This is a genomic window from Stenotrophomonas sp. CS3K5, assembly GCF_059515225.1.
The window spans coordinates 102,498-121,984 of the sequence record NZ_JCAKRX010000003.1 but is presented as its reverse complement, the minus strand read 5'-3'; the positions used below and the strand labels follow the sequence as shown (position 1 = coordinate 121,984).

Genomic DNA, 19,487 nt, shown 5'->3' with positions numbered 1-19,487 from the left:
AGTGGACTATATGCAGGCAAATGCCTGCATGTCAAATCTGGTCGTTTGGAGGGACTTGCCAGGCATGGCCTGGCACTACTGCGTCACTGGGTCGCAGGCGGACTGAAGCATGAGGGACACGGGTTCGGCGCTAGAGTGGGGTGGACCCCCTCCAGGAAGGAGCAGTGCATGTACTACAGCAGTGGCAACTACGAAGCCTTCGCGCGCCCGCGCAAGCCGGCCGGTGTGGATGGCAAGAGCGCCTGGTTTGTCGGCTCGGGGCTGGCTTCGCTGGCCGGTGCGGCGTTCCTGGTGCGCGACGGGCGCATGGCTGGTGAACGCATCACGATCCTTGAGCAGCAGCAGATTGCCGGCGGCGCGCTGGATGGCCTGAAGGTGCCGGAGAAGGGTTTCGTGATCCGCGGTGGCCGCGAAATGGAGAACCATTTCGAGTGCCTGTGGGATCTGTTCCGCTCGATTCCCTCGCTGGAGATGGACGATGCCAGCGTGCTGGACGAGTTCTACTGGTTGAACAAGGACGACCCGAACTACTCGCTGCAGCGCGCCACCATCAATCGCGGCGAGGATGCGCACACCGACGGTCTGTTCACCCTGACCGAGCAAGCGCAGAAGGACATCATCACGCTGTTCCTGGCCACCCGGCAGGAGATGGAGAACAAGCGCATCAACGAAGTGCTGGGCCGTGATTTCCTGGACAGCAACTTCTGGCTGTACTGGCGCACCATGTTTGCGTTCGAGGAGTGGCACTCGGCGCTGGAGATGAAGCTGTACCTGCATCGCTTCATCCACCATATCGGCGGGCTGCCGGACTTCTCGGCGCTGAAGTTCACCAAGTACAACCAGTACGAATCGCTGGTGCTGCCGCTGGTGAAGTGGCTGCAGGACCAGGGCGTGGTGTTCCAGTACGGCACCGAGGTGACCGACGTCGACTTCGATCTTCAGCCGGACCGCAAGCAGGCCACGCGCATCCATTGGCTGCGTGATGGTGTGGCCGGTGGGGTGGATCTGGGCGCGGACGATCTGCTGTTCATGACCATCGGTTCGCTGACCGAGAACTCGGACAACGGCGACCACCACACCGCAGCGCGCTTGAATGAAGGCCCGGCGCCGGCCTGGGACCTGTGGCGACGCATCGCCGAGAAGGATGCGGCGTTCGGGCGCCCGGATGTGTTCGGCGCGCACATACCGGAAACCAAGTGGGAGTCGGCGACGGTGACCACGCTGGATGCGCGCATTCCGGCTTACATCCAGAAGATCGCCAAGCGCGATCCGTTCAGCGGAAAGGTGGTCACCGGCGGCATTGTCAGCGTGCGCGACTCGCGCTGGCTGATGAGCTGGACGGTGAACCGCCAGCCGCATTTCAAGAACCAGCCGAAGGACCAGATCGTTGTCTGGGTGTATTCGCTGTTTGTGGATACGCCCGGCGATTACGTGAAGAAGCCGATGCAGGACTGTACCGGTGAGGAGATCACCCGCGAGTGGCTGTACCACCTGGGCGTGCCGGTGGAAGAAATCGACGTGCTGGCCGCGACCGGTGCGAAGACGGTGCCGGTGATGATGCCGTACATCACCGCGTTCTTCATGCCGCGCCAGGCCGGTGACCGCCCGGATGTGGTGCCGGACGGTGCGGTGAACTTCGCCTTCATCGGCCAGTTCGCCGAATCAAAGCAGCGCGACTGCATCTTCACCACCGAGTACTCGGTGCGCACGCCGATGGAAGCGGTGTACACGCTGCTGGATATCGAGCGCGGTGTGCCGGAGGTGTTCAATTCCACCTATGACGTGCGCTCGCTGCTGGCCGCGACCGGACGGCTGCGCGATGGCAAGGAACTGGATATTCCCGGGCCGGCCTTCCTGCGCAACCTTCTGATGAACAAGCTGGACAAGACCCAGATCGGTGGGTTGCTGCGCGAGTTCAAGCTGGTACAGGAGGACTGATCGGCGAGCGTAGCGACGGAGAGATGACACCAAGGCTGAGCGCGCGTGCCCCGCGGATCAGTCGGCCAGCACAGTGTCCGCACCTTCGCGGTAGCTCGCGCGGGCGCTGCCACACACCGCATGGGTGGCAGCACTGGGTGGCAGGCCGGTGGCCTTGATGCCGCGCAGTGTGTCGCCATCAAATACCTCGGCGTAGCGTTCGGCGGCCAGCGTGCTGTCGGGCAATACGTACAGCAGGACGCGCTGCAACGTGGATTGCCCCTGCAGGGGCAGCGGCTGCCGGAACGCAGGCACCTGCACGCGCGCGCTGTGCCAACGCGTCGGTGCATCGACGGTTTGCCAGCGCACCTGCAGGGGGGTGTCCAGCGACAACAATGCGGCGCCGAGGGGGTAGCCGTAGGCCGTGCAATCCGCGGGCACGGCTGGGATGCTCGCGATGGCCGTGTCACCGATGTCCAGTGCGGTGCCATTGACCTCCAACCGCACGATCGGTGCACCGCCGTAGTTGTGGATCTTGAACAGCACCAGGCCTTCGAAGCGGCTGCGTTCCAGATCGTCGGCAGCGAAGCCACTGAGGCGAGCGAGCGTGGGCGCGACCTCCACATGATCGCTGTAGTGGTAGTACAGGTGCACGAGCTCCGGCGCACCTGCGCGGCGCCATCCGACATTGAAGGGGGCGGTGTCCGGATAGGGCTGGCGTACCAGCGGCACATCGGTGACGGCACGATCTCCAGAGGGTGTGGCGTAGCGATAGTGGCCGACAGAGCGCTTCAGGTGCCCGTCCTCATATGGGAACGCTCCGTCTGCATCGGACTGTGCGTTCGGATAGCGGTGGAAGGCCATGAAGCGTTCCGGCGCGTCGCCTTGCATGGGCAGGTCCGGACCCGCACCGGAGCCGGCGGACGCATGCGGCGAGGTGTCCAGCCAAAGCGGCTGTCCGCTGAGGTTGACGTGCAGTTCTGCAATGGAGGCACGCGAGCCGCCGGCAAAGTTGGCCCAACTGCCCTGCAGGGAATGCCACAGCGGAATGATGAGCATGGCTGCGGCGGTCGGCACGAACATCAACGCGTGTATGCGACCGGGCACGCGCCCGCGCCGCTGCACCATGTAGCGCAGCCAAGCCAGCAGCAGGACCAGCAGCAACGGGAGGCCGACCCAGATCGCGACGGTGGCCAGCGCCACCACGCCCCAGCCCAGGTTGGGAGTGGCTACCGCAATGAGCGAGAGCGTGGCGATGAGCGCGGCCAGCAGCAGCGACACGCCGATGCCAACGCGGTAGTTCCGGTAGAGGTTGTCAGTCATCACCGTTCCATCGGCAGTGTGGGGCGTGCCCCTATCTTGCAGCGGTGATGACGGCGTGGAAAGTCGGGAAGAGGGGACTCAGCAGCCGACCAGGCGGTCGGCACCGATGCCATTGCGATGCTGGCTGCGGTATTCGGTTGGGCTGGCCTCGGCCTGGCTGCGGAAATGGCGGCGGAACGATTCCTGCGAACCGAAGCCGGCCTGCTCGGCGATCCACTGCAGCGGACGGTCGGTGGTTTCCAGCAGTTCGCGGGCGTAGGCCACGCGCTCGCGGATCAGCCAATCGATGGGCGACAGGCCGGTGGCTTCCAGGAACTGCCGCTGCAGGGTGCGTTGGCTGAGCGCGGCCTGCTCGGCGAGGCTGCCAAGCGAATGTGGCTCGCGCAGGTTGCGGCGCATCCACTCCATCAGCTTCGCCAACCGCGTGGGCTCGCCATTGGGGATGGCCCGGCTGACGCGTTGGCTGCGGCCGGCATCACGCCACGGTGCCAGCACCAGCCGTTCGGCCACCAGATTGGCCACGCGCGCGCCGTAATCCTTGCGCACCATGTGCAGCATCATGTCCATGCCGGTGGCCGAGCCGGCCGAGGTGATGATGCTGCCGGAATCCACATACAGCACATCCTCGCGCACATCGATGCGCGGGAACGCATGCGCCAGCGCTTCGGTGAGGCGCCAGTGGGTGGTGGCCTGGCGGCCATCGAGCAGGCCGGCCCAGGCCAGCACGAAGGCACCGGAGCAGATTGAAGCAATGCGCGCGCCACGTGCGTGGGCGCGGATGAGGGCATCGAGCAGCGCCTGCGGCGGACGCTCGCTGGGTTCGCGCCAGCCGGGGATGACGATGATGTCGGCGTCTTCGAGGGCATCGAGCGCGTAGGGCAGTTGTACCTGCGTGCCGCCGAGCATGCGCAATGCGCCGGGCTCACCTGCGCAGAGCTGGGTGCGGTACCAGGCCACGCCGAGTTCCGGCCGCACGGGTGCGAACAGGCCGACCGCACAGCCGAACTCGAACAGCCCCTGGCCGTTGCAGGCGACGATGGCGACGAGCGGCGCGGCGGGATCGGCGGATGGGCTGGTCATGGATTGATGCTACGGGCGGCGGTGCACCGCGCGCAGTGGTGTACGGGCATGAGGTGATGCCGGTGAAGCATGTGCGGCCCCGGGGGCGGATCCCTTCCTGTAGAGCCGCGCCCACGCTCGGCTCAAAAAATGGCAGGAGTGGATGCATCTGACGCCGTCGCGAAGAGCAGCCGAGCGTGGGCTCGGCTCTACAGACAGCAGTGCACCGGCGCGGGCTGCCTAACCTCATTACCAGCAGTCATGTGAGTGGCCGGATGTTACGGCTGGGTGACGCGATTCCGCCTGTCGCGGTGCGTGAACAGGCCCTTGAATGGAAGCGTGTCTCCGGCCCATCCCCACGAGCCCCCATGCCTGCCGCCCACACTCCTGTCCTGAGCTCTCTTGCCGTCCTGATTGCAGCCACGCTTGCTGCGTCGCCCAGCCATGCTGCTGAAGCCGATGCGGATCCTGCCAGCACTGCGGCCACCGCCAATGTTGCCGCCTCTACGCTGGATGCGGTGGTGGTGACCGGATCGCGCACCAGTACGCGCACGGTGAAAAACAGCTCCACGCCGATCGATGTGATCTCTGCGGAAGACCTCACCGCCACCGGCCAGGCCAACCTGCTCGAAGCGCTGCAGCGTGCGCTGCCCTCGCTCAGCCAGATTGGCGGCTACCAGAGTGATCAGGAGAGCCTGATCCGTGGTTACCAGCTGCGCAACCTGTCGCCCGGCTACACGCTGGTGCTGGTGAACGGCAAGCGCCGCAATGCCAGCGCCTACGTGAGTGGGGCAAACGGCGGTGGCTTCCCCGGCCATGCCTGGGCCGACCTGGCGCTGATTCCGGTCTCGGCCATCGACCATGTGGAAGTGCTGCGTGATGGTGCATCGGCCATCTATGGCTCGGATGCGATCACTGGTGTGGTCAATGTGATCTTGAAGTCGCAGGCACACGGCGGCGAATTCGCCGTGGAAAGCGGGCAGAGCGTGGATGGCGATGGTTCGCGCACCAGCGTGCGAGCGAATGTGGGCCTGCCGTGGGGCGCTGATGGCTTCGTCAATCTGTCCGGCGAGACCACGCGTCAGCATCATGCGATCCGCACTCGGCGCTATATCGATGGCTACCTGAGCTATCCAGCGGTGGATGCCAGCGGCAACCGGGTGGCCTTGCGCCCGAACAACCGGCTGCCGGCCGGCGCGTCGCCGAACCCGGCCGAGGCCACGCGTGATGCTGAGGCCAACACCATCCTCAGCTCGCCGTCGTATGCGCTGAAGGCGTTCGCGGTGAATGTCGGCCATGGGCTGGGTGAGAGCGCGCAGTTCTATGCCAATGCCACGGCCAGTGATCGCACGGCACAGGCAATCCAGAACTTCCGCCTGCCGGCAACGATCTTCACCACCTATAAAGCGCCCGGCGTGCTGAGCGTGTTTCCCGACGGCTTCCTGCCGGTACTGGAAACCAAGGAGAAGCAGTACACCGGCACTGCGGGGGTGAAGGGTCAGATTGCGGGCTGGGATTACGACGCCAGCCTGACCGGCAACCGCAGCACCGTGCGCACCTACACGCGCAACTCGGTGAACTACTCGCTGCCGTATCCCGGTTCGCCCACCGATTTCTACGACGGCAAGCTGGACTACCAGCAGGGCATCGCCAATCTGGACCTGCGCCGTGGTTTCGAGGTGGCCGCGTTCGCCTCGCCGCTGGAAGTGAGCGCCGGTGCGGAATACCAGCATGAACAGTACGAGCGCGGGGCCGGGCAGTGGGAGTCGTATACCGGCTTCGGTGCAGCCGCCTTCGTAGGCTACTCCACCGCCGATGCGGTGAAGGCCACCCGCAACAGCAAGGCGGTCTATGCGGGCGCGGCCACCAACATCACCTCGCGCTGGTACCTGGATGCGGCCGCGCGCTGGGAAGACCATTCCGACTTCGGCAGCGTGTCCACCGGCCGCCTGACCACGCGCTTGGACTTCACCGATGCGCTGGGTCTGCGCGCCACGGTCAGCAACGGTTTCCACGCGCCCAGCCTGGGCGCGCAGTTCTACCAGGCCACCGGTAGCTGCCCCTGCGGTACTACGCTGGTGGCGCAGGTGTCTTCACCGGCGGCGATCGCGCTGGGGGCAACGCCACTGAAGCCCGAGAAAGCCACCAACTACAGCCTGGGCGTGACCTGGGACCCCAGCCCGGCCTTCCACCTGGCGGTGGACGCGTACCAGATCGACATCCGTGGTCAGCTCGGCCAGTCCAGCCAGATCGGCTACAACGCGCAGGACCCGGCGCGCATCACCGACAACAGCGGCACCGTGCTGAGCGCGGCGCAGAAGAACACCATCGATGCGCTGCTGGGCTCGGCCGGCATCAGCATCCTGCCCGGTGATGCGTTCTACGCCAGCTACTTCACCAACGTGGGCAATACCCGTACGCGCGGGGTCGAGCTGACCCTGGAAGCGAACCAGGAAACGGCGTGGGGCAAGCTGCGCTGGAGCTATGCGGCCAACGTTGGTCGCACCACCATCCAGAAGGTCAGCGACATTCCGGCGGCGCTGCAGGGGCTGCCGAACATCAACCTGTTGACCAAGAGCAGCGAGTACGCGCTGCGCTTCCGCACACCGAGCTACACGCAGGTAGCCGGGCTGGGCTGGCAGAACGGGCGTTGGCGTTCGAACATCGATTTCACCTATTACGGCCCGATCAAACGCCTGAACAACGGCGTGGAGTACAAGCAGCCGCCGGTGCTGGTGACCAACCTTTCAGGTGCGGTGGAACTGGGAGCGGGCTGGAGCGCTGCGCTGGGCATCAACAACGTGTTCGACAAGCGCACGCGCAAGGTGCCGGAGTACGCGCGCAGCGCCACCGATGTGGCCAGCATCGAGACCACCTGGGATTCGGGCGATGTGCTGAGCCGGATCGGGGCGTTCTGGTATGGGCGGGTCAGTTACCGGTTCTGAGGTTCAGGCGAAGGCAGCCGAGCATGGCTCGGCTCTACAGAGGAGCAGGTCAATGTCAGGTGCATTGAAGGTGGTTGCGCTGGTGGGGTCGCCGACCAGTTCGGCGACGTCGCGCACGCTGTTGCTGGTGCGGCAACTGCTGGAGTCGCTGCAGCAGCGGGTGCACGCCAGCGTGGAACTGGTGGAGCTGGCGCCGATCGCGCGCTCGCTGGGGCAGGCGCTGTCGCGCGATGAGGCGGAGCCTTCGGTGGAGCAGGCGCTGCAGACGATCGAGGCGGCTGAACTGCTGGTGGTGGCGGCGCCTGTGTATCGCGGCTCGTATCCGGGGCTGTTCAAGCACCTGGTCGATTTCATCGGGCTGGAGGCGCTGGTGGATACGCCGGTACTGCTGGCGGCAACTGGCGGCAGCGAACGCCACGCGCTGGTGATCGATCACCAGTTGCGGCCGTTGTTCAGCTTCCTGCAGGCGCACACGCTGCCGATCGGGGTGTATGCAACGCCAGCGGATTTCGAAGGCGAGCGTATCCACAGCGCGGCCTTGCAGGCGCGGATTGCACTGGCGGCCGAGCGCGCGGTCGGGCATCTGGCCACGCAGGCACGGGCGCTGCCGGTGCCGCTGCGACGCATTGCCTGACGCCATAACCGGCGGCGCTTTGCTTATGGCCAAGGCGCATCTGCATGGCCGGATATGACCGCCGATTGTCGCCTGGAATCGCTGCAGCAGCCGCTGGCATCTCTAGCATCGAAGTTGAAGCGGCATCGCATTGCCGCCCCTTGTGAGGACATCCCCGTGGCGTTGGACGCAGCAAGCAAACCCATCCTGTTCCTGCTCGACCGTGAGTTCGAGGACGGCCAGATTCCCGGCCAGCGCTTCTTCTGCCGGCACAGCCTGCTGCTGGAAGGCGCGCTGTCGAGTATCGAGGGCTTGGACACTCAGCTGGACGTGCGCCGCATCGGCTTCGCGCGGCCACGCCACGAGGTGATCGCCGAGATCGGCGAGCAGGACCAGTCGCTGCCGAAGCTGGTGTTGCCGCAGGGCGTGCGCAGCGAATTGGCCAGTGGTGCCCACCAGGACCGCCAGTACATCTCCGGTGCCGAGCCGATCCTGGCCGCGCTGAACGGCCTGCTTGGCATTCCCGTGGCCCATCCCTGAGCGAGGACGCGAGCATGAGCTATCTGATCAGCGTATTGGACAAGAGCCCGGTGGCCGAGGGTGCGTCACCGGAGCAGGCGCTGCGCAACAGCCTGCAGCTGGCGCAGCGTGCCGAGCAGCTGGGCTACCACCGCTACTGGTTTGCCGAACACCATGCCGCGCCGACGCTGGCCAGTCCCGCACCGGAGGTGCTGGCGGCCTGGGTGCTGGCGCAGACCCGACGGATCCGCATCGGTAGTGGCGGGGTGATGCTGCGCCACTACGCGCCCTACAAGGTGGCGGAGAACTTCAACCTGCTGGCCGCGCTGGCACCGGGCCGCGTTGATCTCGGCGTGGGCAAGGCCCCCGGTGGTCTGCCAGCCTCGACGGCAGCGCTGGCGGCAGGGCGACCGGCGTTCGCTGACTTCGATCAGCAACTGCGGGACCTGGAAGGCTATCTGTCCGGCGCTGACACCGAGGCGCTGGCGCGCCCGATTCCGCAGCAGGCCCCGGAGCGCTTCCTGCTCGGGGCCAGCCCGCAGAGTGCGCGGCAGGCGGCCGAGCTGGGCTGGCGTTTCGTCTACGCCGCGCACTTCGACGGCGATCCGAAGCACATCGAGGCGGCGTTCGACGCCTACCGTAGTGTCTCCACGCAGGCACCGCTGCTGGCCACGGTGGCGTTCGCCGCACCTACCGCCGAAGCGGCCGCACGCCATATCGGCGCACTTCGGGTCTACAAGCTGCACCTCGGTCCCGGGCAGACGGTGAACCTGCCCAGCCCCGAGGCTGCTGCCGAGTACGCACGGCAGGTGGGTGTGGCCGACTTCCGCATTGAGGAAACACGCCCGAGTGTGCTCTCCGGCGATGCACAGCACGTGCGTGACGAGCTGCACGCGCTGCACCGGCGCTTCGGCGTGGGTGAATTCGTTCTCGACGCGCCGGTGGCCGACCTCGACGCACGCCTGACATCCCTTGAACTGCTGTCGCCCGCGCCGCGCGCGGCGGTGGCCTGACCTGCAGGAGCGATCCCCATGAGCACGACCCCGCGCCACATCCCGTTCGGCATCATGCTTCAGGGCCCCGGCAGCCATATGCATGCCTGGAAGCACCCGTCGAACCCGGCCGATGCCAGCGTCAACCTGCAGTTCTACATCGACATCGCGCGCACTGCCGAGGACAACGGCATCGCCTTTGGCTTCGTGGCCGACGGCCTGTACATCAACGAGAAGTCGATCCCGCACTTCCTCAACCGTTTCGAGCCGATCTCGCTGCTGTCGGCGCTGGCCACGGCAACCAGCAAGATCGGGTTGGCCGGTACTTTGTCGACCTCCTACAGCGATCCGTTCACGGTGGCGCGCCAGTTCGCCTCGCTGGACCTGCTCAGCGGCGGCCGTGCCGGTTGGAACGTGGTGACCTCGCCGCTGGAAGGATCGGGTCGCAATTACGGTCGCCCGCATCCGGAACATGCGCTGCGCTACCAGATTGCCGACGAGTACCTGGAGGTGGTGCAGGGGCTGTGGGATTCCTGGGATGACGACGCCTTCGTGCGCGAGCGCGACAGTGGCAGGTTCTTCGCGAAGGAAAAATTCCGCCGGCTCGACCACAAGGGACGCTTCTTCCAGGTGGAAGGCCCGCTCAACATCCAGCGTTCGCCACAGGGCCAGCCGGTGATCTTCCAGGCCGGTTCGTCTGATGATGGCATTGCATTGGCCGGCAAGTACGCCGATGCGGTGTTTACCCATTCGCCGTCGCTGGAAGAAACCCGCGCGTTCACCCAGAAGGTGAAGAACTCGGCGATCGCGCACGGCCGCAGCGGCAACGACGTGAAGATCTTCCCGGGCATCGGCCCGATTGTCGGCCGCACCGCCGAGGAGGCCGAGGCCAAATACCAGGCCATCGCCGCGCTGGCTACCCTGGAGGATGCGCTGGCGTACCTGGGGCGCTTCTTCGATCACCACGATTTCAGCCAGTACGACCCGGATGCACCTTTCCCGGAGCTGGGCGATATCGGCAGCAACTCGTTCCGTTCCACCACCGACCGCATCAAGCAGGACGCGCGCGAGAAAGGCCTGAGCCTGCGCCAGGTGGCGTTGGAAGCGGTGAGCCCACGGCCGAACTTCATCGGCACGGCCGAACATGTGGCCGACGAGCTGATCCGCTGGTTCGACGCCGGCGCCAGCGATGGCTTCATTCTCGGCTTCGCCGCACAGCGCGAAGGCCTGGACGATTTCGTGACCCAGGTGCTGCCGATCCTGCAGGCCCGTGGCTACCACCAGCGTGAACTGGAAGGTCAGACCCTGCGTGAGCATCTGGGCCTGCCGTTCAAGGCCAGCCGCTATGCGGCCGATGCCGAGCCGGCACGGAAGGTGGGGTAAGGCGATGAGCGGAGAAACCGCGCTAGCACCGGGCGACGTCCGGCAGAATCACCCAACAACCGGCGTGCTGGCCGAAATAGCCGCGCGTGCCGAGGCGGCCATCGCGATCCGCCATGATCTGCACCGGCACCCGGAACTGGCCTTTGAAGAGCATCGCACCAGCGCCCGCGTGGCCGAACTGCTGCAGCAATGGGGCTATGAGGTGACCACTGGCCTCGGCGGCACCGGCGTGGTCGGCACGCTGCGACGCGGGCAGGGCAGCCGTCGCCTGGGCCTGCGTGCGGACATCGATGCATTGCCGATCCAGGAAGACTCCGGGCTGGCCTACGCCAGCCAGACCGATGGCCTGATGCACGCCTGCGGCCACGATGGCCATACCGCGATCCTGCTGTCGGCGGCGCACTACCTGGCCCATCACGGGCGCATCGATGGCACCCTGCAGTTGGTGTTCCAGCCTGCAGAGGAAACCGGTTCGGGTGCGTCGAAGATGATTGCCGATGGCCTGTTCGAGCGCTTTCCGGTGGATGCGATCTATGGGCTGCACAACTGGCCGGGCGTGCCGGTGGGCCATTTCGGTTTCGTCGACGGGCCAGCGATGGCCTCGGTGGACTGGGCGCGACTGAAGGTGATCGGCAAGGGCGGCCACGGCGCCGAGCCGCAGGGCAGTGTCGACCCGATCGTGGTGGCGGCACATATCATCACCGCGCTGCAGAGCGTGGTCTCGCGCAATGTCGATCCGCGGCAGATGGGCGTGGTCACTGTCGGCTCGATCCATGGCGGGCAGGCGGCCAATGTGATTCCGGACGTGGTGGAGCTGAAGCTGACGGTGCGCGCCTACCTGCCCGAAGTGCGCGATACGCTGCGGCGCCGGGTTACCGACCTTGCCGAGCAGACCGCTGTTGCGTTCGGTGCGCGTGCCGAGATCGAGTTTCCGCGCGGCTTCCCCAGCGTGATCAACCACCCACAGCAGACCGCCTATATCCGCGAAGTCGCCGAGCGCGGATTCGGCGCTGGACAGGTGGTGCCCGATTTCGCGCCGCGCACGGCCAGCGAGGACTTTGCGTTCCTGCTGCAGGCGCGGCCCGGCAGCTTCGTGTTCGTCGGCAACGGCGACAGCGCGCCGCTGCACAGCCCGCGCTATGTGTTCAATGACGCGGCGATCGCACCCGCGGCCAGCCTGTGGGCGCGGCTGGCCGAAGACTATCTGGTGAAGGACGTAGCATGAGCAGCAACGAACGCTTCCTCTACACCTCGGTGGATGACCCGTTGGCCCGTCCGCTGTTTGACGGCCTGGAGCAGGAGTACGACAGCCGCTATGCCGACGTGCGCCGTCGCATCGGCGGCAGCGCCCGCGAAGAACTGCAACGCTATCCAGCGCAGGCCTTTGCCGCGCCGGTGGGGGCGTTCGTGCTGCTGCTGCGCGATGGTCTTGCCATCTCCGGTGGCGCCTTCATGCCACACCGGGACCCGGATACCGCCGAGTTCAAGCGCATCTGGACACTGCCCGGACTGCGCCGCCAAGGCATCGCGCGGCGCGTGCTGCAGGAACTGGAAGACCAGGCGCTGCGCCAGGGGTACCGCCGCGTGTTCCTGACCACCGGCTTCCGCCAGCCCGAAGCGGTGGGCCTGTACCTCAGCCATGGCTACACCGCGTTGTTCGACCTCCAGGCCGATCCGGAAACCGTCGCGCATCTGCCCTTCGAGAAGCACCTGCTCGCGCCGGCGGCGGTGATCGCACCTGCACCCGCCGCAGTGCACGGAGCCCACGCATGAGTACGCCCTCGACGGCACTGGGGGGCATCGCTGCACGGCCGGCACCGGCACCTGCGCTGAAGATCGTGCCGGCCCGGCATCCATTGCAGGTGTTCGGCACCGTGTTGGCGCTGGCCTTGATCCTGATCGGGCTGCAATCGGTGCTGGGCAACCCGCGTTGGGGTTGGGGCACCTTCGTCGAATGGTTCTTCGCGCGCCCGGTGCTGGAAGGGCTGGGCCGTACGCTGCTGCTGACCGCACTTGGCACTGGGCTGGGGTTTGCGCTGGGCACGCTGCTTGCGCTGGCGCGCGTGTCCGGTTCGCCGTTGCTGTCGGCGGTGTCCTGGGGCTATGTGTGGTTGTTCCGCTCGATTCCGCTGCTGGTGCTGTTGCTGCTGCTGAACAACCTGGGCTATCTGTACAGCACCATCGAACTGGGCGTGCCATTCACCGGCATCAGTCTGTTCTCGTACCCCACAACGCAGTTGATCGGCGTATTCACTGCTGCAGTGCTGGGCCTTACGCTGAACCAGGCCGCGTTCTCGGCCGAAGTGATCCGTGGCGGCATTCTGTCGGTCGACCAAGGACAATACGAGGCCGCCGCCGCGCTGGGCCTGCCGCGTGGCCGCCAGGTGCGCCGCATCATCCTGCCGCAGGCGATGCGCTCGATCCTGCCGGCCGCGTTCAATGATGTGATCGGCCTGGCCAAGAGCACCTCGGTGGTCTATGTGCTGGCGTTGCCGGAGCTGTTCTACACCGTGCAGGTGATCTACCGCCGCAATCTGGAAGTGGTGCCGCTGCTGATGGTGGCCACGGTCTGGTACCTGGTGATCCTGACCGTGCTGTCGCTGCTGCAGCGACGCGTGGAGCAGCGCTTCGCGCGCGGCCAACTGCAGCATGAGCGCTCGGTGTCGCGCGTGTCACCGCCGCTGCGCGCGCAGAGTGATGCCGCACCGCGCGTGATCAATCGCCCGCGCATCGTCACCCAGGTCGAAGCGGGCGAGGGTGCGGCGGTGTCGCTGTATGGCGTGGGCAAGGCATTCGGCGAGCAGCCGGTGCTGGAAGGTGTGAGCCTGGACCTGCGCGCTGGCAGCGTCACCGTGCTGATCGGCCCGTCCGGTGCCGGCAAGTCCACGCTGCTGCGGCTGATCAACCACCTCGAACGTGCCGACAGCGGTTATGTGACCGTTGGTGGTCAGCTGATCGGCTACCGTCGCGACGGTGACACGCTGTATGAGTTGCCTGAGCGCGAGATCCGCCGCCGTCGTGCCGAAGTCGGCATGGTGTTCCAGGGCTTCAACCTGTTCCCGCACCTGACCGCGCTGGAGAACATCGTCGAGGCACCGATCGCGGTGCGCGGCGTGCCGCGCGCGCAGGCCGAGCAGCAGGCACGCACGCTGCTGGAACGGGTCGGTCTGGCCGACAAGGCCGATGCCTTCCCGCGCCAGTTGTCCGGTGGCCAGCAGCAGCGCATTGCCATTGCCCGCGCGTTGGCGCTGCAGCCGAAGGTGCTGCTGTTCGATGAACCGACCTCGGCGCTGGACCCGGAACTGGTGGCCGAAGTGCTCAGCGTGATTGAAGAGCTGGCCCGCTCCGGCACCACGCTGGTGATCGTTACCCATGAGCTGGGCTTTGCCCGCCGCGTGGCCGACCACGTGGTGATGATGGACCAGGGCCGGGTGATCGAGCAGGGCACGCCCGACGCCGTGTTCGAGCGGCCGCGCCAGCAACGTACCGCCGATTTCCTGGCCAAGACTCTGTAACCCTGAAGGAATACCATGAGCGCTGCAGCCCCCCGTCGCCTCTCGCGCAGCACCCTGTTGATCGTGGGCGTGCTGGTCATCGGCATCGCCGGCATCGTCTATTCGCGCGTGCGCCAGGGCCCGGAGGCTGCAGTGGTGACCGCGACCAGCCTGGCCGGTACCAACACCGCCGTGCTGAAGGGCACCGCGGATCCCAAGGCACAGGCGTTGATTCCCGCCGGCTACCGCTTCGTCACGCCCGGTGCGTTCACCGTCGCCACCCACCCGGGGCAGCTGCCGCTGGCCGACTATGGTGCCGACAGCCGGGAGGTGGTCGGCATCGAGCCGGATATCGCCCGCCTGATCGCCGATGGGCTGGGCTTGAAGCTGGTGATCGTGCCGGTGGCCTGGGCCGACTGGCCACTGGGGCTGGAATCGGGCAAGTACGATGCGGTGCTGTCGAACGTGACGGTCACTGAAGAACGCAAGAAGAAGTTCGATTTCTCCAGTTACCGTTACGACCTGCTGGGCATCTACACGCGCAGCGATGGGCCGATCCAGAAGATCGAAAAGCCCGCCGATGTGGCCGGGTTGAAGGTGGTGGTCGGTGCCAGCACCAACCAGGACCAGATCCTGCGCCAGTGGGACCAGCAGAACATCGCCGCCGGCCTGAAGCCGGTGGAGTACCAGTACTTCGATGACGCGGTGGTTGGTCGGTTGGCGGTGATCACCGGGCGTGCCGATGTTTCATTCGAGCCCAATGCCACCGGCGCCTATTCCGCGCGAGATGGCAAGGTGCGGCGCGTGGGTCTGTTCCCGGGTGGCTGGCCGAATGCCGCGGCGATCTCGGTGACCACGCGCAAGGGCAGTGGCCTGGCTGATGCAGTCACGCAGGCACTGAACACGCAGATTGGCAGTGGCACCTATGCGCAGGCGTTGGCGCGCTGGAACGTGGCAGAGGAAGCCGTGCCGCAGTCGCAGACCAACCCACCGGGGTTGCCGACGCTGCAATGACGCCGGGCGTGGCCCGGCGCTACCTCCGCTTCTGTAGAGCCGAGCCATGCTCGGCTGCTCTACCAACGTGCCTCCAGCGTCTTGAATGGCTTTGCCAGGCGCACACCCTCGGCATCGAAGTTGGAAACGCTACGTCCATCCACACGCACCGTCTTCGGCATCGTGCGCGCCGGCCACCAGACCTTCACCGCTGTCCCGTTGCGCAGCCCCTCGCCAAGCGCCACCGTCAGCACTCCATCGCGCTGCCGTGCCTGCATCTGCAACGTGCCATACGCGGTCGGCAGGCGTTCCACCGCCAGCCCGTCACCTGCCATCCAGGACGGCGGCGTGCCGGGCAGCAGCGACAGCGCATCATCGTCTTCACGCATCAGCATGCCGAACAGCGTGCGGCCGTACTCGGCGCCGATCCAGGTGTGCGGCATGTCACCGAGATAGCGCGGGAACCGCAGCCGCGAATGCACCACTTCGGCCAGCACCTGCCACTCAAGCGGGCGCCGATCATGCAGCAGGCCCTGCAGCAGCTCGTCGGCCACCTGTGGTTGACCGAGGTGCACATAGCTCAGCACGTTGCGGATTTCGTACGGTGTGTACGCGTACAACGCGCCGGGCTGGCCGCGCTTGCGCACGTCCTCCAGGTAACGGGCGAAGGTGGTCTTCAACGCCTCGGCAGGCAGCACGCTCTGCGCCCCGGTCGGGTCCAGCGCGATCGATACTCCGGTGGGGTCACCATCGCCCAGATCGGCAGAGGAGGGGATGAAGTCGATGCCCTTCCACGCCATCGTCGCCCGGATCGATGCATGCAGCGCGTCGTACAACGCCTTGTACTGTTGGCGCGCCCACGCCGCAGTCTCGTGGTCGCCCAGTGACTCGGCCAGCCACGCGCCGTCGTGCCAGCCCTTCAGGCCCCAGTAGTCATCCCAGTAGCTATGAGTGGGCGAGGGGTAGCCTTCGTGGCTGATCGACGGCGCGAGAATGCCGGCGAAGCGTTCCCGTGCTGGCTGGTCGGCCTTGTAACCTTTCACCAGCGTGCGCTCGCGCAGTTCCTGCAGGAAGCGCAGGGCCGCTTTCACCTTCGGCAGATACGCGCGTACCGATTCTGGCCCGCCATCGAGGCGCGCCACATCGGCCACCAGTGCGACGTACTGGCCCTGGCTGTCGTACTCGATGTCCGAACCGAAGCCGGTGTTGACGCTGCCATCGTCGTTGAGGATGGGTGAGACCAGGCCGTTGGCGTGCACGCCGTGCTCGCTGTACCAGGCCAGGTAGTCGCGCGCGACCTTCGCCTCGCCCATGCGCAGCAGCACCGCCGAGGTGGCCATGCCATCACGGATGAAGGAACGGTTGTAGTTGCGCGGCCCCGGCTGCATGGCCGGGCCGGTCTGGTTGATCAGCATGTAGGCGGCCTGTGCGCGCAGCATGTCCACCAGTGAGGGATCGGGCAAGCGCAGGCCAACCTGGCCGAGTCGTGCCTGCCAGTCCGCCGAGGCCTGCGTGGCCAGTGTGTCGAAGGCGCTGCTGGCGTCGTCTGGCAGCGAAGCCAGATCGAGCGGTGGCGCTTCGGGCAAGCTGCCGTTGGCATCGGCCGCAGCGGTGCCCAGCGGGAAAGCCACCACGACCGATTGGCTGGCACCCGGCGCCAGCGAGATGGGATAGTCCAGCGCCGCTGCTGCAAGACCCTGGTCGTCGCGCGCCTGCTGTGCGGAAGGCAGTTGTCCGGCAGCAATGCCGGCGGTGATTTCGGTTGCACCGTCCTGGCCGAATGGCGCCGCACCGGACGCAGCCACCGGCGTGAGTGACTGCAGCAGCGTGCGCCCGTTGATGCGCACAGCCTGTCCGTTGATGACCACCTCGCGGATCGGCGACAGCCCGCCGTTCTGCCACGGTGGGTTCATCTGCATCGGGCGCACGACCAGGCTGAGTGTGCCTTCCACCCTGGTGCTGCCGGTGTTGTGCAGGCGGTGGCGCAGGAAGGTGACCGGCTGGCCAGCGCGTTCGATGGCGAACACTTCGCTGCGCAGTTCCAGCCCGGGCTGCGGCGACCAGGTGGCGGAGGGCATCGGCTTCCAGCCATCACGCAATGCATGCTGCACGTTCTGCCCGGCGGCACCTGCAGTTCTCCCATTGGCGCTGCGCCAGACCGGCTGCACCAGCGGCGCGCCCTTGAACGCTTCCAGGTTGCCGTACTCGTCGAAGATCGATTTCTGTCGCCCGGCATGCACACCAACAGCGGTCCAGTAGGTCTGCTGCATCTGCAGCGAGGCCGGGAACAACGCGCGTTGCGCACCGCTGGCGGCAATCTGGTACTGCTTCATCGGCGTCATCACCGCCTTCGGCCCGAGCAGGCGCAGGCGTGCCACCTTTGGTGCAGGACCATCCACGCTCAGGCGGAATGCACGCACGGATTGCGCAGTACTGGCGGCGAGCCAGCTCTGCTTGTGATCTGCCGCCTGCGCATCGTGGGCCAGTTCCTGCCAGCGGCCTTGGGCGTCCTGTGCCTGCAGGCGGGCCGCACCGCGCGCACCATCGGCCCATTCCACTGCCAGGCCAGCCGTGGATTGCGTGCGCGGCAGCGTGATGTCGAGCGTGTGGCTGCCACCTTTCCCGGTCGGCAGGGCGACCGGCCTGCCGCCCTGCCAGAGTGCGGCTGCCTGCGTCGCATCGACATCGCCGATGCGAGCGCTGAGTGTGCTGTCCAGTGGCTCCATCTCGAAGATCGACACGCCCCAATCGGAGGTGCGCTGCGGGCTGACCAGCCGCAGGTAGCGCGCCTGGCGTGGTGCGAAGTACAGCGTTTCCACATCCCCCAGCGAATCGGCCATGGTGTAGGCGGTCTGCCACTGCGTGCCGTCCAGCGAGGTCTGCAGTGAATAGCCTTCCGGGTTGGAGACATCCCAGGTGAGGCGGGCGCCGGCCAGCTCTGCCGGTGCGCCCAGATCGATCTGGAACCAGTGGCCGGGACTGAAGGCGCCGCCGGTGACGGTTTTCGCATCGCCATCGATCAGGTGGCTGATCGCCATGGCCGGCACCTGCTGCGAGGAACTGCTGGCCAGCCACTGGCTGCGCGGGGGAAGGGTCTGTGCGTGTGCGGCGGCGGCCAGGGCGGTGAGCAGCAGGGCCGCAGCAGGCCGCATCGGACGGGAGAGGGGAGTGAGCCTGGAACGTTCAGCGCGCAACGTCATTACGGACAGCCTCGCAGGTTCGGCCGGAATCTGGCGAGCACAACGCTAGCAAGGGATGTAATCGTTTACATGACGCGATGCAGTAACGTCGGTGTCGTTGCGGGCACGAGCCGGGCCGGCCGGCTGACGGGTATGGCTCTGGACGTGTCCGCACGATCGGCTAGGTTCGATGCACGCCACGGAGCTCGGGTGAGTTGTCATTTGACAATGTGCCCGGATAGGCACAGACTTCGGAGAACAGCGGATGTCTCGAGTGCGTCACCCTGACAAGGACATAGAAGCCGCGTTGCGTTTTGCCGAAACGCGGGGCTGGAGATTGCGCGTCGGCGGGAGCCATGCCTGGGGCCGGATGTACTGCCCCTACAACGACAGCGAATGCCGGTGCGGGGAGTTCTGCGTTGTGAGCATCTGGAGCACGCCGCGCAGTGGACGCAATCACGCCCGGGCGCTGCGTCGCGTTGTCGAGAACTGCAGCCGCGAGCAATGAGAAGCGGTCGAAGCCGAAACGAGGTGGGCAATGATGGAATTCAATTTCACCCTGAAGTACCGCGTGCCGGACGTGTACGACGATACCGATGTCCTGGAGCAGCGCCTGGCGGCATCGGGTTGCGACGACGCGCTGTTGGGCATCGGGCGTCCGGGCAGGATGGCGCTGGCGTTCTGCCGTGAGGCCCCGCGTGCCGATCAAGCGCTGCAGTCGGCGCTGGAGGATGTGCAGCAGGCGGTGCCGGGCGCCGAACTGGTTGAAGTAAGCCCCGATCTGGTGGGGCTGACCGATGTGGCCGACCTGCTGGGGATGTCGCGGCAGAACATGCGCCAGCTCATGCTGGCCCACCCGCAGTCGTTTCCGTCGCCGGTGCACGAAGGTAGTACGTCAATCTGGCACCTGGCCGACATCCTCGGCTGGTTGCAGGCGCGTGGCAGCGGCAAGGTCAGCTCGGAACTGGCCGAGCTGGCCACCGTTGCATTGCAGCTGAATCTGGCCCGCGAAGGGCGCAGGCTGCAGCCCAAGGCATAGTGCCGGGCAGGACCGGCACCCACCCGCAGCG

At 66.4% G+C, this 19,487-nt stretch carries 14 protein-coding genes; 11 read left to right on the top strand and 3 right to left on the bottom strand.

What is annotated here, in order from left to right:
* Positions 1-168 precede the first annotated feature (168 nt).
* Entirely contained in the window at positions 169-1,938 is a 1,770-nt protein-coding gene (locus AC5YGJ_RS05595) for an oleate hydratase (RefSeq protein ID WP_496186014.1), read from the top strand.
* Between the two features lie 57 nt (positions 1,939-1,995).
* On the opposite strand, the gene AC5YGJ_RS05590 is transcribed toward AC5YGJ_RS05595, so the two are convergent.
* Positions 1,996-3,240 carry a hypothetical protein gene (locus tag AC5YGJ_RS05590; protein ID WP_496186013.1) on the bottom strand — a complete coding sequence of 415 codons (1,245 nt, stop codon included), beginning with the start codon at positions 3,238-3,240 and terminating at the stop codon, positions 1,996-1,998.
* Between the two features lie 78 nt (positions 3,241-3,318).
* Complete coding sequence (gene ftrA / locus AC5YGJ_RS05585) at positions 3,319-4,320, bottom strand: transcriptional regulator FtrA (RefSeq protein ID WP_496186012.1); 1,002 nt, start codon at positions 4,318-4,320, stop codon at positions 3,319-3,321.
* A 347-nt stretch (positions 4,321-4,667) separates the two neighbouring features.
* On the opposite strand from ftrA, the gene AC5YGJ_RS05580 reads away from it, so the two are divergent.
* The 9 genes from AC5YGJ_RS05580 (at position 4,668) to AC5YGJ_RS05540 (ending at position 15,259) form a co-directional block, all read left to right on the top strand.
* Positions 4,668-7,244 carry a TonB-dependent receptor plug domain-containing protein gene (locus tag AC5YGJ_RS05580; RefSeq protein ID WP_496186011.1) on the top strand — a complete coding sequence of 859 codons (2,577 nt, stop codon included), beginning with the start codon at positions 4,668-4,670 and terminating at the stop codon, positions 7,242-7,244.
* A gap of 52 nt (positions 7,245-7,296) precedes the next feature.
* The gene (gene msuE / locus AC5YGJ_RS05575; protein WP_496186010.1) at positions 7,297-7,878 is read left to right on the top strand and encodes an FMN reductase; all 582 of its coding nucleotides are present in this window, start codon (positions 7,297-7,299) and stop codon (positions 7,876-7,878) included.
* Between the two features lie 156 nt (positions 7,879-8,034).
* Positions 8,035-8,397: a DUF3088 family protein gene (locus AC5YGJ_RS05570; protein WP_107232341.1), complete on the top strand. Its 363-nt coding sequence runs from the start codon at positions 8,035-8,037 to the stop codon at positions 8,395-8,397.
* Between the two features lie 14 nt (positions 8,398-8,411).
* Positions 8,412-9,389: an MsnO8 family LLM class oxidoreductase gene (locus AC5YGJ_RS05565; protein ID WP_496186009.1), complete on the top strand. Its 978-nt coding sequence runs from the start codon at positions 8,412-8,414 to the stop codon at positions 9,387-9,389.
* Between the two features lie 18 nt (positions 9,390-9,407).
* Complete coding sequence (locus tag AC5YGJ_RS05560) at positions 9,408-10,751, top strand: LLM class flavin-dependent oxidoreductase (protein ID WP_496186008.1); 1,344 nt, start codon at positions 9,408-9,410, stop codon at positions 10,749-10,751.
* A gap of 4 nt (positions 10,752-10,755) precedes the next feature.
* Entirely contained in the window at positions 10,756-11,976 is a 1,221-nt protein-coding gene (locus AC5YGJ_RS05555) for a M20 aminoacylase family protein (protein WP_496186007.1), read from the top strand.
* Positions 11,973-12,524, top strand: coding sequence for a GNAT family N-acetyltransferase (locus AC5YGJ_RS05550; protein ID WP_107232345.1), 552 nt, complete (start codon positions 11,973-11,975; stop codon positions 12,522-12,524). The genes AC5YGJ_RS05555 and AC5YGJ_RS05550 overlap by 4 nt, the downstream gene beginning before the upstream one ends.
* On the top strand, positions 12,521-14,266 hold the full coding sequence (locus tag AC5YGJ_RS05545; protein WP_496186006.1) for an amino acid ABC transporter permease/ATP-binding protein: 1,746 nt from the start codon (positions 12,521-12,523) through the stop codon (positions 14,264-14,266). Before AC5YGJ_RS05550 ends, AC5YGJ_RS05545 begins: the two co-directional genes overlap by 4 nt.
* A gap of 15 nt (positions 14,267-14,281) precedes the next feature.
* On the top strand, positions 14,282-15,259 hold the full coding sequence (locus AC5YGJ_RS05540; protein WP_496186005.1) for an ABC transporter substrate-binding protein: 978 nt from the start codon (positions 14,282-14,284) through the stop codon (positions 15,257-15,259).
* A gap of 59 nt (positions 15,260-15,318) precedes the next feature.
* Here AC5YGJ_RS05540 and AC5YGJ_RS05535 read toward each other — a convergent pair whose 3' ends face one another.
* Positions 15,319-18,438, bottom strand: coding sequence for a galactose-binding domain-containing protein (locus AC5YGJ_RS05535; RefSeq protein WP_496186004.1), 3,120 nt, complete (start codon positions 18,436-18,438; stop codon positions 15,319-15,321).
* A gap of 520 nt (positions 18,439-18,958) precedes the next feature.
* Here AC5YGJ_RS05535 and AC5YGJ_RS05530 point away from each other — a divergent pair.
* Complete coding sequence (locus tag AC5YGJ_RS05530) at positions 18,959-19,456, top strand: helix-turn-helix transcriptional regulator (RefSeq protein ID WP_496186159.1); 498 nt, start codon at positions 18,959-18,961, stop codon at positions 19,454-19,456.
* Positions 19,457-19,487: the final 31 nt, after the last annotated feature.

What these genes read in the sequence shown, in the direction of transcription:
- AC5YGJ_RS05595 (WP_496186014.1), top strand. Translation starts at nt 169, where the DNA reads ATGTACTACAGCAGTGGCAACTACGAAGCCTTCGCGCGCCCGCGCAAG.
- AC5YGJ_RS05590 (WP_496186013.1), bottom strand. Translation starts at nt 3,240, where the DNA reads ATGACTGACAACCTCTACCGGAACTACCGCGTTGGCATCGGCGTGTCG.
- ftrA (WP_496186012.1), bottom strand. Translation starts at nt 4,320, where the DNA reads ATGACCAGCCCATCCGCCGATCCCGCCGCGCCGCTCGTCGCCATCGTC.
- AC5YGJ_RS05580 (WP_496186011.1), top strand. Translation starts at nt 4,668, where the DNA reads ATGCCTGCCGCCCACACTCCTGTCCTGAGCTCTCTTGCCGTCCTGATT.
- msuE (WP_496186010.1), top strand. Translation starts at nt 7,297, where the DNA reads ATGTCAGGTGCATTGAAGGTGGTTGCGCTGGTGGGGTCGCCGACCAGT.
- AC5YGJ_RS05565 (WP_496186009.1), top strand. Translation starts at nt 8,412, where the DNA reads ATGAGCTATCTGATCAGCGTATTGGACAAGAGCCCGGTGGCCGAGGGT.
- AC5YGJ_RS05560 (WP_496186008.1), top strand. Translation starts at nt 9,408, where the DNA reads ATGAGCACGACCCCGCGCCACATCCCGTTCGGCATCATGCTTCAGGGC.
- AC5YGJ_RS05555 (WP_496186007.1), top strand. Translation starts at nt 10,756, where the DNA reads ATGAGCGGAGAAACCGCGCTAGCACCGGGCGACGTCCGGCAGAATCAC.
- AC5YGJ_RS05550 (WP_107232345.1), top strand. Translation starts at nt 11,973, where the DNA reads ATGAGCAGCAACGAACGCTTCCTCTACACCTCGGTGGATGACCCGTTG.
- AC5YGJ_RS05545 (WP_496186006.1), top strand. Translation starts at nt 12,521, where the DNA reads ATGAGTACGCCCTCGACGGCACTGGGGGGCATCGCTGCACGGCCGGCA.
- AC5YGJ_RS05540 (WP_496186005.1), top strand. Translation starts at nt 14,282, where the DNA reads ATGAGCGCTGCAGCCCCCCGTCGCCTCTCGCGCAGCACCCTGTTGATC.
- AC5YGJ_RS05535 (WP_496186004.1), bottom strand. Translation starts at nt 18,438, where the DNA reads ATGACGTTGCGCGCTGAACGTTCCAGGCTCACTCCCCTCTCCCGTCCG.
- AC5YGJ_RS05530 (WP_496186159.1), top strand. Translation starts at nt 18,959, where the DNA reads ATGGAATTCAATTTCACCCTGAAGTACCGCGTGCCGGACGTGTACGAC.